The organism is Aeromonas sp. FDAARGOS 1419 (assembly GCF_019047045.1).
Taxonomy (GTDB): Bacteria; Pseudomonadota; Gammaproteobacteria; order Enterobacterales; family Aeromonadaceae; genus Aeromonas; species Aeromonas veronii.
Genome location: NZ_CP077209.1, coordinates 148902 through 164014 on the forward strand (window position 1 = coordinate 148902; position 15113 = coordinate 164014).

Here is a 15113-nt window from a genome sequence, read left to right on the forward strand (position 1 = left end):
CCGTCCGGTTTTACTGTGCTTAACAAGGCTGCTCCTCTTTGATGAGCAGCCTTTTTGTTAACCGCTGTCGGGCTGTGGCGGGATAAACAGGACTCAATGGTTGCTTAACCGGATTCCCCTTCCGATAATGCGGGAGTGATTTTCAGCGGGTAGCCTGTTGTAGGTGATCGCCCCAGGTAACCCAGACACTCGACAATACGGGAGTGAAAAAATGAACAAGCGTAACTGGTTGCTGGCCCTGTCACTGAGTCTGGCCTTCTCACCCTGTTATGCCGACTGGGCCAAGCTCAAGGCCGCAGCGTCCGATCTCGGAGCGGCAGTGAGCGAGACCAGCAAGGAGGTGTGGCAGGATGTCAGCGATTTTTCCAAAAAGAGCTGGGCTTCCATCTCGGCCTGGGGGGAGGATGCCTTCAATACCGCCGGGGTCTGGACCGACAAGAGCATCGCGACCGGTAAGGAGTGGCTGAAGGCGGCTGACAAGGAGCTCAACGAGATGCTCAACCCCAAGACGGCGAAAGAGGCGAGGATCGCGCTCAATACCATGGCCGACACTGCGCTGATCCGGTTGTTCAACGAGCAGCCATCAGCCAAGTTGTTGTTTGACAAGGCTTATGGCTATGCGGTGTTCGATTCGCGCAAGTTCTCCCTGATGCTGCATACCAATCAGGGGGCCGGGGTGGCAGTCAATCGCAAAACCGGCAAGCCCACCTATATGAAGATGTTTGGTGCGGGTCTGGCGGCCGGGATTGGCGGCAAGTTCTATCAGCAGGTGATCCTGTTTGAAGACAAGGCCAGATTCGATGCCTTCGTGACCCAGGGGTGGGAGGCTACCTCCGAAGTGGGCGTGGTGGCAGGCAAGGAGAGCGCCGAGCTTACCGCCAAATACAATGGCGGCATGGCCATCTACCAGATTGGTGAGAAGGGCCTGCTGCTCGATGCCAATATCTCCGGCTCCAAGTACTGGATTGACAAGGACTTGACTGAAACGAGCCGCTAATCCCGCCGTTATCGGTTGCTCACTGCACGCCATGCGCTTGTCGTGATCTTGCCAACAGGCCCGCAGTGCGGGCCTGTTTGTTCTCTCGGTGTCAGTGGGCTGAATAGACCTGCTTGCCCTTGAACATGGTCCAGAGCACCTTGGTCTCCTTGAACTCTTCGCTTGCTACTTGTTCCAGATTGCGATCCAGCAAGATCAGGTCAGCACTCTTGCCCGCGCTGATGGAGCCAATCTCTTTCTCCCGTCCAATTACCTTGGCGGCGTTGAGGGTATAGGCCTGCAAGATGGCCTGACGGCTGATCTGCTCGCTGGCGGGGGGCAGCAAGCCAAGCTCCCCTTGACGAGTGATCGCGGTATACATGGCGAGGAAAGGGTTGGGGCTGGAGACCGGCCAGTCACTGGCACCGGCGATAATGGCGCCGCTTTGCAGCAAGCTGCCTGCCGGATAGAGGCGGGCTAGCAGTGCCGGGGGCACTTTTCCTTCAAGCAGCAGGGTGGTCGCCACGTTTTTACCGGCCCACAAGAGTTGCATCGATGCGGCCACATTGAGCGGTTTGAAACGGGCAATGCTGGCCGGGCTCACCACCTCCAGATGGGTGATGCTGTGCAGCAAGCGGTGATCCTGATTGTGGGCCCGGGCATAGGCGATGGCATCGAGGGATTCTCGGACGGCCCGATCGCCGATGGCATGAAAGTGAGCGATAAGTTGATGGGCATCCGCTGTGCGGATCAGCTCGTTGAAACGCTGCTTGTCCAGATCGTCCTTGCCGCTGTAACCGGGACGGTTGAGGTAGGGCTCGCTCAACTTGGCGGTCTGGGATGGATACTCGATGACACCATCTTGCAGGATCTTGATCCCCACCAGTTTCACGTCTGGGGCATCTTGAAACTGCTGTTGCAGCGCCAATACGTCATCAATGATGGCGGGTGATGCATGTATCCCCACCAGTGCCAGTGCGGACACATGTCCGGTCAGCTTGCCTTCCCGGGAGAGCATGCTGTACGCCGGCAGCAGGCCGGTATCGCGGCGATCCGGCTCGGCGTTGAAGATGGGCGCAAGGGGGCGAATGTTGCTGATAGGGTCCATCCAGGCGGTAATGCCCACCTGATTGAGTTGTTTGGCGGCGGTCATGATGGCTCTGGCAATTTTCTCGTCGCTGACGGGGGGCAGCGCCTTGAGGATGGCATCCCAGCCGCCTTCCGAGGCAAAGCCATTGAGCATGCCGGATGGGGTGAGGCCAAAATTGCCTTTCAGCGGAGCATAACGACCGGCAAGGGTGTCGGCATCAATGCCAGCCTTGCGCAGCATGGCCTGATTTGCCCAACCGGTGTGGGCATCCGAACCGGCCAGTACTACGGGTATTTGCTGGTATTGCGGGCCATTGAACACCTGATCGAGCAGGGGAAGCTGATGCCAGTAGTCGAGGGAGACATTGCTGTATAGCTCTGCATCGCCCAGTGTCAGGCGGGGATCATCCTTGCTGCGGGTCAGAAATTGCTGCACCTGCTCAACCTCACTCATGGCATCGGGAAAGTTAACCGTCATCCCCTGAAAACCGGCAAATGCCGCATGAACATGACTGTCGATGAGCCCTGGCATCAGGTACTTTCCTTTCAGATCAAGACGCTTGGCATGGCTGCCGAGGCGGGCACTGACCTCCTGATAGCTGCCGACTGCCACTATCTTTTTACCTTCAATGCCGACCGCTTCCGGGTGAGGGTTCGCCGGATCACCACTGTAGATGGTGCCGCCAAAGATCAGCGTCTGGCTCTGTGACTGGGCATTGGCGGCAGCGGGCAGCGTCACCAGCAAGCTGGCGAGAAACAGCGTTTTGATATTCATGGGCATGACTCCGTCGCTTCGGTGCCCGAAGGCACCGAAGTGGGTAAATGGAAATGAGGTATCGGCTTATCGGTTGAGCAGCGGGATACAGATATCAAACACGTAATGCTCCCGGTCGGGGTCCGTGCCTGCCTGGTATTGCTCGTAACACGGGCGATCGTCGCAGTTCAGCCCTTGGCCCACTACCCAGCGAAACGCCGTTTCCCAGCAAGCGACCAGTTGATCGCCGCGAGCGATAAACTGACAAACCGCATAGGGGCCCGCGGCGATGGTCTGGGTGGTTAACTGGCGCCCTGCGGGGATCTCTGGCCCCAGCTCGATGCAGACGTCAGTACGGCAACGGGTCTCATCGGTGATATCGGGGATATCCCAATAGAGACTCAGGGTACCCGCCGGTGTCATCGCCTCGTCTGAGGCGAACAGCACGAGCAAATCCCGATGAGCTTGCTCGCAGGTCTCTTTGCCATAGGGGCCCAGGCGGCGCATGTACGCCACGCGCCGGGCGGGCATCTGCCTGACGCTAGCCCCCTGCAACAGACCCGGGTGTTCGGTGACCGGGTGCATGACCAGGCCATCATAGGTGTCAAAGGGAAGGGGATCGTTTCCAATCTTGCTTTTCCAGTTTCCCCCCTGCTGCTGGCGGTATTCCGCGGGGCTCATGGCGAAGTGCAGGCGAAAGGCCTTGGCGAAATTCTGCGAGCTGGAGAACCCGGCGGCCAGTGCGAGGGTGGTGATGTCACTCTGGGGGGAGGCGAGCAAGCGACGGGCAGCGCGCTCCATACGCAGGCGCCGGGTAAATCCGGCAATGGTCTCGCCGACCATCGTCTTGAAAATACGGTGGAAGTGGAAGGTGGAGATGGCTGCCGCCGCTGCGACCTCATCCAGGCCCGGATTGTCACCCAGATGGTGGCTGATGTAGTCCATCGCCTTGAACACGGGTTTGCGATAATCCAGAGCGGACTCCTTGCCAGCCAGCAAAAGTGGGCGTCAGAGTCGGATTTAATCAGAGCCACCTGCCGTTGTCGAACCCGTCCGGCCTGGTCTGGCCACTCATCCGTGTCGTGCTTTAACGCATTGGCACTCAAATTGCTTGTTGCTTGCCAGCGTCAATGATTTGTCTGGGGATGGAAAATGGAAATTAGTGCAAGCAGCCTGATGCAAGAGATGCAGGCGCTCAAGATCGAAGCAGGCGCAACGCCGCTGGCACAACCCGGTCGTCAGGTAACCTCCGACTTTGGTCTGCTGCTGCAACAGGCGCTTGGCAACGTCAACGAGCTGCAAGGGGCCGCCAATGATCTGCGTACCCGTTTCGACATGGGCGACAAGTCGGTGGATCTGGCCGAGGTGATGATCGCGGGCCAAAAATCGTCTATCGCCTTTGAAGCCACGGTACAGGTGCGCAACAAGATGGTCGATGCCTACAAGACCATCATGAACATGCCGGTATAAGCGACGCCAATAAACCATGACGACTGAACATCATGAACATGTCAGCAATAAGGACATAAATCGTGGCTACTGACCAAAACGGCGATCTGCTGATAAACGATGAGGGCACCGCCGCCCTCGATGAAAATGAGCAGAAGAGTTCGGCGCTGGGCTTCCTGTCCAACACCGATGTGCTGCGGCAAATCACCCTGATCCTGGGGCTTGCCATCTGTCTGGCCATTGCGGTGTTTATCCTGCTGTGGGGCAAGGAGCCGGACATGCGTCCCCTCGGCACCTACACCACCCAGGAGCTGGTGAAGACTCTTGATTTCCTCGATCAGCAGAAGATCCCCTACGAGGTGGATGGCAAGAGCGTGCTGGTCAACGCCGAAAGCTACCCCACTATCCAGTTGGCCCTGACCCGTGCCGGTCTTGCCAATGCCACCGATAGCAGCATCGGTGGTGAAGATATCCTGCTCAAAGATTCCAGTTTCGGCGTCAGCCAGCGGATGGAGAGTGAACGTCTGAAGCTGAGCCGCGAGCGCCAGCTGGCGAGCGCCATCGAGCAGTTCCAGAATGTGGCCAAGGCCCAGGTGCTGCTGGCTATCCCGAAAGACAACGTGTTTGCCCGCAACGAACGCAAACCCAGTGCCACTGTGGTGCTCAACCTGAAAGGGGCGGCGCTGGGGCAGGGGGAGGTGGACTCCATCGTCGATATGGTTGCCTCTGCCGTGCACGGCCTTGAGCCGACCCGTGTCACCGTCACCGACCAGAATGGCCGCCTGCTCAACTCCGGCTCGCAAGACCCGATCTCGGCCCAGACTCGCAAAGAGTTTGCCATGCAGCAGAAGCAGGAGCTGGAGTACAAACAAAAAATTGACGCCATCCTGATCCCGGTGCTGGGGGCCGACAACTATACGGCGGAAGTGGATCTCTCCCTCGACTTCTCCCAGCAGGAGCAGACCCGCAAGACTTACAACCCGGACCTGCCTGCTGTGCGCTCCGAAATGACCATGGAAGAGAACAGCGCTAGCGGTAGTAACGGTGGTGTGCCTGGCGCGCTCTCCAACCAGCCCCCTGCCGCCTCCAATATTCCCGAGGAGGCGACCGGTGGTGATGGTGCCAGCGCTGCTGCTTCGGGCCGTTCCCGCAAAGAGGCGACTCGCAACTTCGAACTGGATACCACCGTCAGCCATACCCGTCGCCAGATGGGAGGCATTCGCCGCATGACCGTCTCGGTTGCCGTGGATTACAAAGCGGTACCCGGTGCCGACGGGGCCGTGACTCGTGAGGCGCGCACCCAGGCAGAACTCGATACATTGCGTCGTTTGCTGAGTGGTGGCCTTGGCTTTGATGTGACCCGTGGTGATACCCTTGAGGTGGTCGCGATTCCGTTCAATCGCCCAGAGCTGGATACCGTGGCTGAAGTGCCGCTCTACGATCAGCCCTGGTTCTGGCGTGCGGTGCGGATTGCCGCCTCGGTACTGGTGATCATCGTCTTGATCGTCACCGTGGTTCGCCCCATGCTCAAGCGACTGCTCTATCCGGATGCCAAACCGGAAGGGGAAGTGGATTTCGACAACCACACCGTACTGGGTGGCGACGACGAGTTGAGTCTGCTGTCAGCACAAGTCGAGAACGATCAGGTATTTGGTGTACGCGATGGCCAGCTGAAACTGCCGGATCTGCACCGTGACGAAGACTTGCTGAAGGCGGTACGTGCGCTGGTGGCGAACGAGCCGGATCTGGCCGCTCAGGTCATTAAAGAATGGGTAACGAACAAAGATGCCTGAAGAAAAGAAGAGTCAAGTCACCGGCAATGACATCACCGACAGTCAGCGCCAGATCCTCGACCAGATGTCGGGGATGGAGATGGCTGCGGTGCTGATGCTCAGCCTCAATGAAGAGGATGCCGCCCAGATCTTCCGTCATCTCGAGCCCAAGCAGGTGCAGCGGCTCGGTATGTCGATGGCCTCCATGTCTGACTTCAGTCACGATCGGGTGGCGGCGGTGCACCGTCAATTCATCGACGATATCCAGAAGTACACCAACATCGGTATCGGCAGCGAAGACTTCGTGCGCAAGGCGTTGGTGGCGGCCCTTGGCGAGGACAAGGCGAGCAATCTGGTGGACCAGATCATTCTCGGTTCCGGCGCCCGCGGCCTCGATTCGCTCAAGTGGATGGATGCCCGTCAGGTGGCCAGCATCATCCAGAACGAACACCCGCAGATCCAGACTATCGTGCTCTCCTATCTGGAGCCGGAGCAATCCGCCGAGATCCTGAGCCAGTTCCCGGAGCAGGTGCGCCTCGATCTGGTGATGCGTATCGCCAACCTCGAAGAGGTACAACCGGCGGCACTGCAAGAGTTGAACGATATCATGGAGAAACAGTTTGCCGGTGCCGCCGGAGCCCAGGCTGCCAAGATGGGCGGCCTGAAGGCAGCCGCCAACATCATGAACTATCTGGATACCAATATCGAAGGCCAGCTGATGGACTCCATCCGCGAGTCGGACGAAGAGATGAGCCAGCAGATCCAGGATTTGATGTTCGTGTTCGAGAACCTCATCGATGTGGACGATCGCGGCATCCAGACCATGCTGCGGGAAGTGCCTGGGGATCTGCTGCAACGCGCCCTCAAGGGCTCCGACGATCAGATGCGCGAGAAGATCTTCAAGAACATGTCCAAACGGGCGGCCGAAATGCTGGCAGACGATCTGGAGGCCATGGGGCCGATCCGGGTCTCCGAAGTGGAAGCGGCCCAGAAAGAGATCCTCTCCATCGCCCGTCGTCTGGCGGATGCCGGCGAAATCATGCTGGGTGCCGGTGGCGGCGAGGAGTTCCTCTAAGCCATGGCCCATAAACAGAACCGCGATGCCAAGCCCGCATCAGGTAGTGGTGAGGAGCCGCGCAAAGCATGAACAACAAACTGCGTGGGTATGTGCGCCCCGAGGGCGATGATGCCCGGGTCGAGACTTGGGGCTGGCCCGAGATGGAGGTCGAGGTAGAGGCGGGAGCGCCTACCAATGCCCTTGGCTTGGCCCCTGACTGGTATCAGCAGGAAGAGGAGGTGGTGGAGCCGGAGCCCGAACAGGAGCCGACCCCCAGCATCACCGCCGAAGAGCTTGAAGCGATCCGTCAGGCCGCCTGGGAAGAGGGGATGGCAGAAGGGCGTGAGTCCGGTTATGCCAAGGGAATGGAAGAGGGCAAGCTGGAAGGATTGCAACATGGTCATTCTGCCGGTCTCGAACAGGGGCGCGAGGAGGGGTTGGCTATGGGCCGCGAGCTGGTGGAGCAGGAGATCGCCCACTGGCAGGGGCTCGCCGCGCGCCTTGCCAATCCGCTTAACGAGTTGGATCAGGCGGTGGAGCAGCAGCTGGTCTCGCTGGTGATGCAACTGGCTCGTGCGCTCATTCGTCACGAAGCGGAGACTTCCCCCCGCATTCTGCTGGAGGCGCTTAAAGAGGGGCTGGCCTTGCTGCCCGCCGCCGAACAGGGGGTAACTCTGATGCTGCACCCCGACGATATCGCGCGAATCGAGCAGGCATTTGGCGCCGAAGAGTGCGCCAAGCGCCATTGGCGATTGCAGAGCGATCCCACCCTCTCCCCCGGCGATCTGCAACTGGCGACCGAGCTCTCCAGCATCGATCTGACCCTTTCCGGACGCATTGATCAGCTGCTGCGCAACTTCTTGCGAGACAATGCGACGCCCAATAACTCCTCGCCGGATCCGCACCCGTAATCAACGCCGGACACTGCAGTCCGGTTGACTGTTTTCTAGATCAGGAGGCCAGATGAGCGGCTCGCTACTGAACCGGTTGCAAGGGTACAAGGTGCGCGATAGCGCCCCCAAACCGCCGGTTGCCGGCAAATTGACCCGGGTGGTGGGGCTGACCCTCGAAGCCATAGGTTGCCGTGCCGCCATCGGCGCACTCTGCCGCATCGATACCCTTGATGGGACGCTGGAGGCTGAAGTAGTCGGCTTCTCTGGCGATCGCCTCTATCTGATGCCGAGTGAGCAGCTCAAGGGGGTCATTCCCGGTGCCCGGGTGGTACCCATCACCGAAGAGCATGGTATTCCGGTCGGCATGAATCTTCTCGGTCGGGTGATCGACGGTATCGGTCAGCCGCTGGATGGCCTCGGCCCCATTCTCTCCTCCCAGACGGTGCAGTTTGCCCAGCACCGCATCAACCCGCTCTCTCGCCGCCCGATCCATCAGCCGATGGACGTGGGGGTGCGTGCCATCAACGCCGTGCTGACGGTGGGTCAGGGCCAGCGGATGGGGTTGTTTGCCGGCTCCGGTGTTGGTAAATCCGTGCTGCTCGGCATGATGACCCGCGGCTCGGTAGCCGATGTGGTCGTGGTAGGGCTTATCGGCGAACGGGGCCGCGAGGTGAAAGAGTTCATCGAGGATATCCTGGGTGAGGAGGGGCGTGCCCGCTCCGTGGTGGTGGCAGCTCCCGCCGATGCTTCGCCACTGATGCGTCTCAAGGGGTGCGAAACCGCACTGGCCATCGCCGAGTATTTCCGCGATCAGGGGCTCAACGTGCTGCTCTTGATGGACTCTCTTACCCGTTATGCCCAGGCCCAACGCGAGATTGCGCTGGCCGTGGGCGAGCCGCCGGCTACCAAGGGTTATCCGCCCTCGGTGTTTGCCAAATTGCCGGCGCTGGTTGAGCGGGCCGGTAACGGCAGCGATGGGCAGGGATCCATTACAGCTTTTTTCACCGTACTGACCGAGGGGGACGATCTGCAGGATCCCATCGCCGACGCTGCGCGGGCGATCCTCGATGGCCACATCGTGCTGTCACGCGAGCTGGCTGATGCGGGCCACTATCCCGCCATCGACATCGAGAAGTCCATCAGCCGGGTCATGCCCATGGTGACTTCGCCGGAACACATGGATCTGGCGCGCACCCTCAAGCAGTTCTACTCCCTCTATCAGCAAAACCGGGATCTCATCACCATAGGTGCCTACAGCCAGGGTTCTGATCCCCGTATCGACCGTGCCATCATCCAGAAACCCTATCTGGACCAGTTCTTGCAGCAGGGGATGCGCGAGGTTATCCCTTATGACGATGGCTTGCAGGCCTTGCAGATGGTGGCGATGCCACTGATGCGTTGATGAGTCGCTGGATGGTGGAGCAGATCCATGAGTAAAGGGTTGATATTGTTGTCGGAACGGCTGGTGGAGGCGGAGCAGCAGTGTGCGCTCGCGCTGGCGAAGGCCCAGCAGGATCTCAAGCTGTTCATGGAGCAGCAAAATGCCCTCAACCAGTATCGCCAGATCTATCACCAGCAGTGGACCGATCGCGGCTTGCAGGGGATCTCTCCGCAGCAAAACGCCCAGTATCACGCCTTTATCAACAAGCTCGAGCAGGCGGCAACCCAGCAGTACGAAGGGGTGTTGCAGGTGCGGCAGGCGCTGGAGCAGCGCCGCGAAGAGTGGCTGGCAGCCCAGCAGCGGCGCAAGGCGGTGGAGTTGCTGCTGGAAAAACAGGCAAGTCGCGAACAGCAGAAGGCCCAGCGCCAGGAGCAGAAGATGCTGGATGAGTACGCTATCTTGCGGCGCTTCCATCAATCTGGCCTGTAACTTGCTTTGATATGGACATTGTCGGCGGCCATCTCTTTGGGGGCCACCAGAATTCAGGGATCCCATCATGATGCAGACACTGTTGACACAAACGCCTTCGGCTCCGGCCAACGGGTTGGACAAAGCGCCTCTGAGCGGTTCCGTCGAGAGCAAAAGCATCGATGGGGGAACCGGCAGCGACAGCAAGGGTGATTTCGCCACCCTGATTGCCAAAGCCCGGAACGGCGAACAGGGCGCCGCTGAGGCCACTCAGGGCGGTAACCATGTCCGATCAGCCAAATCTTTGGCGACCGAAAGCGCCTCTCCCAAAGAGGAGACCAGCAAGGAGCAGGATCCTGACGCCGACAACAAGGTGGAGGAGGTCCCTGCCACCGACTTTCTGCTGCGCCTGCAAGACTCCCTCAAGCTCGATACCTCGCTAGTGACACCCCAGCTGGCGGTAGCAGCCCAACAGAGCGCCACTGTGGTAGACGGCAATCCGTTGCCGCAAGAGGGTGAGCTGGAGGGGATTGCGCTTGATGAAAGCGAGCAGACTCCTGCCGCTGCCAGAATTGCCAGCCAGCTTGCCAGTCAGACCGGGGCGCAGTCGCCGCTGGCGACGACCGCCAATTCGACTTCAGAAACCACCGTATCCTCCTCAGCGGCGCGAGTGGTGGCGCAGGGCGATGCCTCTGCTGCCGTTCTCTCCTCTGAAGGTGAAGATGCCGCCACCACTGCGGATGGGCAGGCCGGGGAGAAAGCCTCTGCCAAGGGCGAAACCCTCGGGGCTGATGGCAAGCACACCAAGCCCCTCACGGGGGCCGAGCGAATGGCCCAGCTGGCCAAGGTGCTGCCGGTCGATGAGTCGGCAAGCACTGCCAAATCCGCGGAGTCACTCGCTGCAAAAGAGGCTGGCGACAGCAAATCCGATCTCGCCGCCAGCAATGCTTTGACTAACAAGGGGCAGGCAACGCAAGCCGCGACTCAGGGGGCCGCCCTCAAGGCCTTCAATGAGGGGCTCAAGCCGCCTGAGGCTGGCACAGCTACAGCTACAGCTACAGCCACGGCTGAGGGCAGTGGTGCAGTTGGCAAAGGGGCAGAAAAGGGGGCCGCCGAAGGCAGCCAGCAACCAGCCACCGCCGCCAATCAAGGTTCGGCGCCCGTGACGACGGCGCAAAGTGCCGTAGCAAGTGCCGCAGCCCAGGGCAGCGTGACGGCAAATGCGACGGCTCAGACCGATAGTGCTGCCGCCCCAGTGATGGTGGCGCCGCAGCAGGTGTTGGCACAGGCCGAATCTCAGGGGCCGCAAGCGCCGTTGTCGACCATTTCAGCCGGCATCAAACAGATGGAAGTGACGGGCACCGACGAGGTGCGAAAAGCGGTTTCGCTTGAGGTAAAGCCGAAGGCCGGTGAGGCGGAGAAGAGCCTGGTTGCGACGACATCTAGCAGTGAGATCAGCCCGAGCCAGACCGTTCAGCATGGCCAGAACAGCCAGACTCAGCCACAGGTAGCCGATAGCCGGGTGCCCGCCGCTGAGACGACGCTGCGCCGTGAGCCGCAGAATTTACCCCATTTGAAACTGGCCAGTCAGGAAGCGCCTGCCGAATTGCACCAGAAGGTCAATGTGATGCTGGCCGAAAAACTGCAACAGGCGGAAATTCAGCTCGACCCACTCGGCCTTGGCAAGATGAAGATCCAGATCCAGATGGGAGCTGACAGCCAGGCCAACGTCCATTTTGTGGTACAACATGGACAGACCCGCGAGATGCTGGAGCAGGCGATGCCCCGGCTGCGTGACATGCTGGCAGGGCAGGGGATCCAGCTTGGTCAGACGCAGGTACAGCAGCAGTCGCAACAACAGCAGCAACAGGGCCAGCCCACCTTTAACGGGCAGGGGCAGCAAGGTCAGAGTAGTGGTCAGCCGCGGTCCGGTAACGGGCTGGTTGAAGGGGAACTCACCACATCCAACCCCAGTTTGCTGGTGGAATCGACAAACGGTTCCGGAATTGATTTCTATGCTTGATGCAATCCCGAGTAAGTTTATGATATCGAACAAGTTTGAGACTAGGGTGGACAAGGGATGGCTGACGATAACGAGTTGACGCTAAAAGACCCGGCTGCGGGCAAGAAAAAGAAGCTGATCATTATCATTGCCCTGGCGGTAATTTTGCTGGGCGCTGGTGGTGCTGGTGCCTTCCTGATGCTCTCCGGCTCCGATAAACCGCCCGCTGAAGCGGCGGAAGGTGCCGAGGCCACACCCAAGGAGGAAGCGCCTAAACCTTCCCTCTATGTCGGTATGCCGCGCCCATTTGTCTTCAACGTCGCAGGTGCCCAGCGAGATCGACTGGTGCAGATCAAGATCCAGCTGATGGTGCGCGGTACCGCCGACGAGACGCTGGCCAAACAGAATATCCCCCTGATTGAAGGCACCTTGCTGCGGGTATTCAGCGCAGCCAGTGCCGAACAGCTGATGACCTTCGAAGGCAAGGAGAAGCTGCGCAAGGATTCACTGGAAGAGTGCCGTCGGGTGCTCAAGGACCTGGTCTCTTCCCCCGTTATCGAACAAGTGCTGTTTACCGGCTTTGTAATGCAGTAGGTGAAGCGTGAGCGATCTGTTAAGTCAGGACGAAATTGATGCCCTCTTGCACGGTGTCGATGATGTCGAAGAGGAAGAGATAGGCGGCGCTGGAGACCCCGGCGTAGCCCAGTTTGACTTCTCCTCCCAGGACCGCATCGTCCGTGGTCGCATGCCGACGCTGGAGCTGGTGAATGAACGTTTCGCCCGCCATATGCGGATCAGCCTGTTCAACATGATGCGTCGTACCGCCGAGGTCTCCATCAACGGGGTGCAGATGCTCAAGTTTGGCGAGTATGTTCATACCCTGTTTGTGCCGACCAGTCTCAACATGGTGCGGTTCCGCCCGCTCAAGGGGACGGCGCTCATCACCATGGAGGCTCGACTGGTCTTCATTCTGGTAGAGAACTTCTTCGGTGGCGATGGCCGTTATCACGCCAAGATTGAAGGGCGCGAGTTCACACCGACCGAACGGCGCATTATCCAGATGCTGCTCAAACTGGTATTCGAGGATTACAAGGATGCCTGGGCGCCGGTGATGGACGTGGGATTCGAGTATCTTGACTCCGAAGTGAACCCGGCAATGGCCAACATCGTCAGCCCGACCGAGGTGATCGTGGTCAGCTCGTTCCACATCGAGCTCGATGGTGGCGGCGGCGACTTCCACGTGGCGATGCCCTACTCCATGCTGGAGCCGATCCGCGAGCTGCTGGATGCCGGTGTGCAGAGTGACAAGGGGGATACCGACGTACGCTGGAGCAAGGCGCTGCGTGACGAGATCATGGACGTCAAGGTGGAGCTGCGGGCCAAGCTGCTGGAGACCGAACTCACCCTGCGTGAACTGATGGAGCTGCGACCCGGCGATATCATTCCGGTCGATATGCCGGAAAATCTGCTGGTTTTTGTCGAGGACTTGCCCACTTTCCACGCCAAGATGGGCCGCACCAAGGATAATGTGGCGCTCAAGATCACCGACAAGCTCAAACGTCCTGAAGGGGTCAAGACGGAGATGCATCTGGTGACCCGGGGCGGGGTACGAATTGATGGCGAGGCCGAGCTGGAAGAGCTCGAGCGCAGTATCGAAGATCAACAGCGATAATTGACGGTTTATTACGGTAAACGGTCACGAAGTAGCATAAGGAAACAAGATGAGCGGAACTGAGGAAGAGGATCTGATGGCTGATGCCTGGGCTGCGGCTCTGGAGGAGCAGGTGACGGCGGAAGCCAAGCCAGCCCCGCTGGAAGAGTTGAAAGATGATGCCCCCATCAGTGCCGAGGAGCGTCGCAAGCTCGACACCATTCTCGATATTCCGGTCACTATCGCCATGGAGGTGGGCCGCAGCCAGATCAGCATCCGCAACCTGTTGCAGCTGAACCAGGGCTCGGTGGTGGAGCTGGATCGTGTTGCAGGCGAGCCGCTGGATGTATTGGTCAACGGTACCCTGATCGCTCACGGCGAGGTGGTGGTGGTGAACGACAAGTTCGGTATCCGCCTGACCGATGTCATCAGCCAGATTGAACGGATCAAGAAGCTTAAATGATGCGCCTCCTGTTGTTATTGCTGCCTGTTCCGGCCTTTGCCGAGACAGCGGCATCTGCTAACGTGCCTAGTCTGAGCTCCTGGTTGCTCTCCAGTCTGATGGTGATTGGTCTCATTCTGGTGCTGGGCTTTCTGCTCAAGAAGAGCAAGCTGGCGACCGCCATGGGGGGCGGCCAGATGCGGGTCATCGCCTCGTTGCCGGTGGGTTACAAAGAGAAGCTGCTGGTGGTCAAGGTGGGCGAACAGCAACTGCTGGTCGGCGTAACACCGCAGCAGGTCAACTTTCTCTACCGGCTGGAGGAGCCGCTGGACGAAAACCAGCCGCAGGCGTTTTCCCAGCAGCTTGGCAAATTGATGGGCAAGCATGAAAAAAGCTAACGGCTTATGGCTGAAAACGGGGCTGCTGGTCAGCCTGCTGATACCACTGTTTTGCTCCTGGCCTGCGCTGGCACAGGACGCTATGTCGGCGGTGACCGTCAAGACCATGGGGGATGGCTCTCAGGAGTACAGCCTGACCCTGCAAGTGCTGGCGCTGATGACCGCGCTCTCCTTCTTGCCGGCCATGGTGATCATGATGACTTCGTTTACCCGCATCATTGTGGTGTTGGGTATCTTGCGTCAGGCGATAGGTCTGCAACAGAGTCCCTCCAACCAGGTGTTGATCGGCATCGCCCTGTTCATGTCGTTCTTCATCATGTCGCCGGTGCTGGATCGCATCAATGATGAGGCGTTGCAGCCCTATCTGGCCGAGACCATTCAGGCAAAGGAGGCACTGGAGCGGGCCGAGTTGCCCATCCACCAGTTCATGCTGGCCCAGACCCGGATCAAGGATCTCAACACCTTTATGGAGATCGCCAACGTGCAGGTGGAGAAACCTGCCGATGTGCCGCTACGGGTGCTGATCCCTGCGTTTGTCACCAGCGAGCTGAAAACCGCCTTCCAGATTGGTTTTATGCTGTTCCTGCCGTTCCTGGTCATCGATCTGGTGGTCGCCAGTATTCTGATGGCGATGGGGATGATGATGCTCTCGCCGATGATCGTCTCGTTGCCCTTCAAGCTGATGCTGTTCGTGATGGTGGATGGCTGGAACCTCATTTTGGGGTCATTGGCCAACAGTTTCGGACTGGGTGCCGGTTAGCCGGTCGAGCGCAAGGAGCCC

15 protein-coding genes are annotated in these 15113 nt (G+C 59.4%); 13 read left to right on the forward strand and 2 right to left on the reverse strand.

Annotated elements, in window-relative coordinates:
• Nucleotides 1–211 precede the first annotated feature (211 nt).
• Nucleotides 212–997, forward strand: coding sequence for a hypothetical protein (locus I6L49_RS00710; RefSeq protein ID WP_216950363.1), 786 nt, complete (start codon nucleotides 212–214; stop codon nucleotides 995–997).
• Between the two features lie 91 nt (nucleotides 998–1088).
• Here the strand turns inward: I6L49_RS00710 and I6L49_RS00715 are convergent, their stop codons facing one another.
• Entirely contained in the window at nucleotides 1089–2840 is a 1752-nt protein-coding gene (locus I6L49_RS00715; protein ID WP_216950364.1) for an amidohydrolase, read from the reverse strand.
• A gap of 66 nt (nucleotides 2841–2906) precedes the next feature.
• Complete coding sequence (locus tag I6L49_RS00720) at nucleotides 2907–3818, reverse strand: GyrI-like domain-containing protein (protein ID WP_216950365.1); 912 nt, start codon at nucleotides 3816–3818, stop codon at nucleotides 2907–2909.
• Between the two features lie 153 nt (nucleotides 3819–3971).
• Here I6L49_RS00720 and fliE point away from each other — a divergent pair, with 153 nt between their 5' ends.
• The 12 genes from fliE (at nucleotide 3972) to fliP (ending at nucleotide 15092) form a co-directional block, all read left to right on the forward strand.
• Entirely contained in the window at nucleotides 3972–4289 is a 318-nt protein-coding gene (gene fliE / locus I6L49_RS00725; RefSeq protein ID WP_005353687.1) for a flagellar hook-basal body complex protein FliE, read from the forward strand.
• A gap of 62 nt (nucleotides 4290–4351) precedes the next feature.
• Entirely contained in the window at nucleotides 4352–6061 is a 1710-nt protein-coding gene (fliF, locus tag I6L49_RS00730; RefSeq protein ID WP_042054467.1) for a flagellar basal-body MS-ring/collar protein FliF, read from the forward strand.
• A complete protein-coding gene (gene fliG, locus I6L49_RS00735) occupies nucleotides 6054–7115 on the forward strand; it encodes a flagellar motor switch protein FliG (RefSeq protein ID WP_005334749.1) in 1062 nt (353 codons plus the stop codon). Before fliF ends, fliG begins: the two co-directional genes overlap by 8 nt.
• 68 nt (nucleotides 7116–7183) lie before the next feature.
• Entirely contained in the window at nucleotides 7184–8008 is an 825-nt protein-coding gene (fliH, locus tag I6L49_RS00740) for a flagellar assembly protein FliH (protein WP_216950366.1), read from the forward strand.
• A 52-nt stretch (nucleotides 8009–8060) separates the two neighbouring features.
• Nucleotides 8061–9392 carry a flagellar protein export ATPase FliI gene (gene fliI / locus I6L49_RS00745; RefSeq protein ID WP_216950367.1) on the forward strand — a complete coding sequence of 444 codons (1332 nt, stop codon included), beginning with the start codon at nucleotides 8061–8063 and terminating at the stop codon, nucleotides 9390–9392.
• Between the two features lie 27 nt (nucleotides 9393–9419).
• Nucleotides 9420–9860 (forward strand): flagellar export protein FliJ, encoded by a 441-nt coding sequence (gene fliJ, locus I6L49_RS00750; RefSeq protein ID WP_033114462.1) that lies wholly within the window; start codon nucleotides 9420–9422, stop codon nucleotides 9858–9860.
• Between the two features lie 67 nt (nucleotides 9861–9927).
• On the forward strand, nucleotides 9928–11862 hold the full coding sequence (locus I6L49_RS00755; protein WP_216950368.1) for a flagellar hook-length control protein FliK: 1935 nt from the start codon (nucleotides 9928–9930) through the stop codon (nucleotides 11860–11862).
• Nucleotides 11863–11919: 57 nt separating this feature from the next.
• Nucleotides 11920–12435, forward strand: coding sequence for a flagellar basal body-associated protein FliL (fliL, locus tag I6L49_RS00760; protein WP_069529534.1), 516 nt, complete (start codon nucleotides 11920–11922; stop codon nucleotides 12433–12435).
• Between the two features lie 7 nt (nucleotides 12436–12442).
• Complete coding sequence (fliM, locus tag I6L49_RS00765) at nucleotides 12443–13513, forward strand: flagellar motor switch protein FliM (protein ID WP_005334736.1); 1071 nt, start codon at nucleotides 12443–12445, stop codon at nucleotides 13511–13513.
• Between the two features lie 49 nt (nucleotides 13514–13562).
• A complete protein-coding gene (gene fliN / locus I6L49_RS00770) occupies nucleotides 13563–13955 on the forward strand; it encodes a flagellar motor switch protein FliN (protein WP_005298791.1) in 393 nt (130 codons plus the stop codon).
• Nucleotides 13952–14332 (forward strand): flagellar biosynthetic protein FliO, encoded by a 381-nt coding sequence (fliO, locus tag I6L49_RS00775; protein WP_005362049.1) that lies wholly within the window; start codon nucleotides 13952–13954, stop codon nucleotides 14330–14332. Before fliN ends, fliO begins: the two co-directional genes overlap by 4 nt.
• Nucleotides 14319–15092, forward strand: coding sequence for a flagellar type III secretion system pore protein FliP (fliP, locus tag I6L49_RS00780; protein ID WP_005334729.1), 774 nt, complete (start codon nucleotides 14319–14321; stop codon nucleotides 15090–15092). The genes fliO and fliP overlap by 14 nt, the downstream gene beginning before the upstream one ends.
• Nucleotides 15093–15113 lie beyond the last annotated feature (21 nt).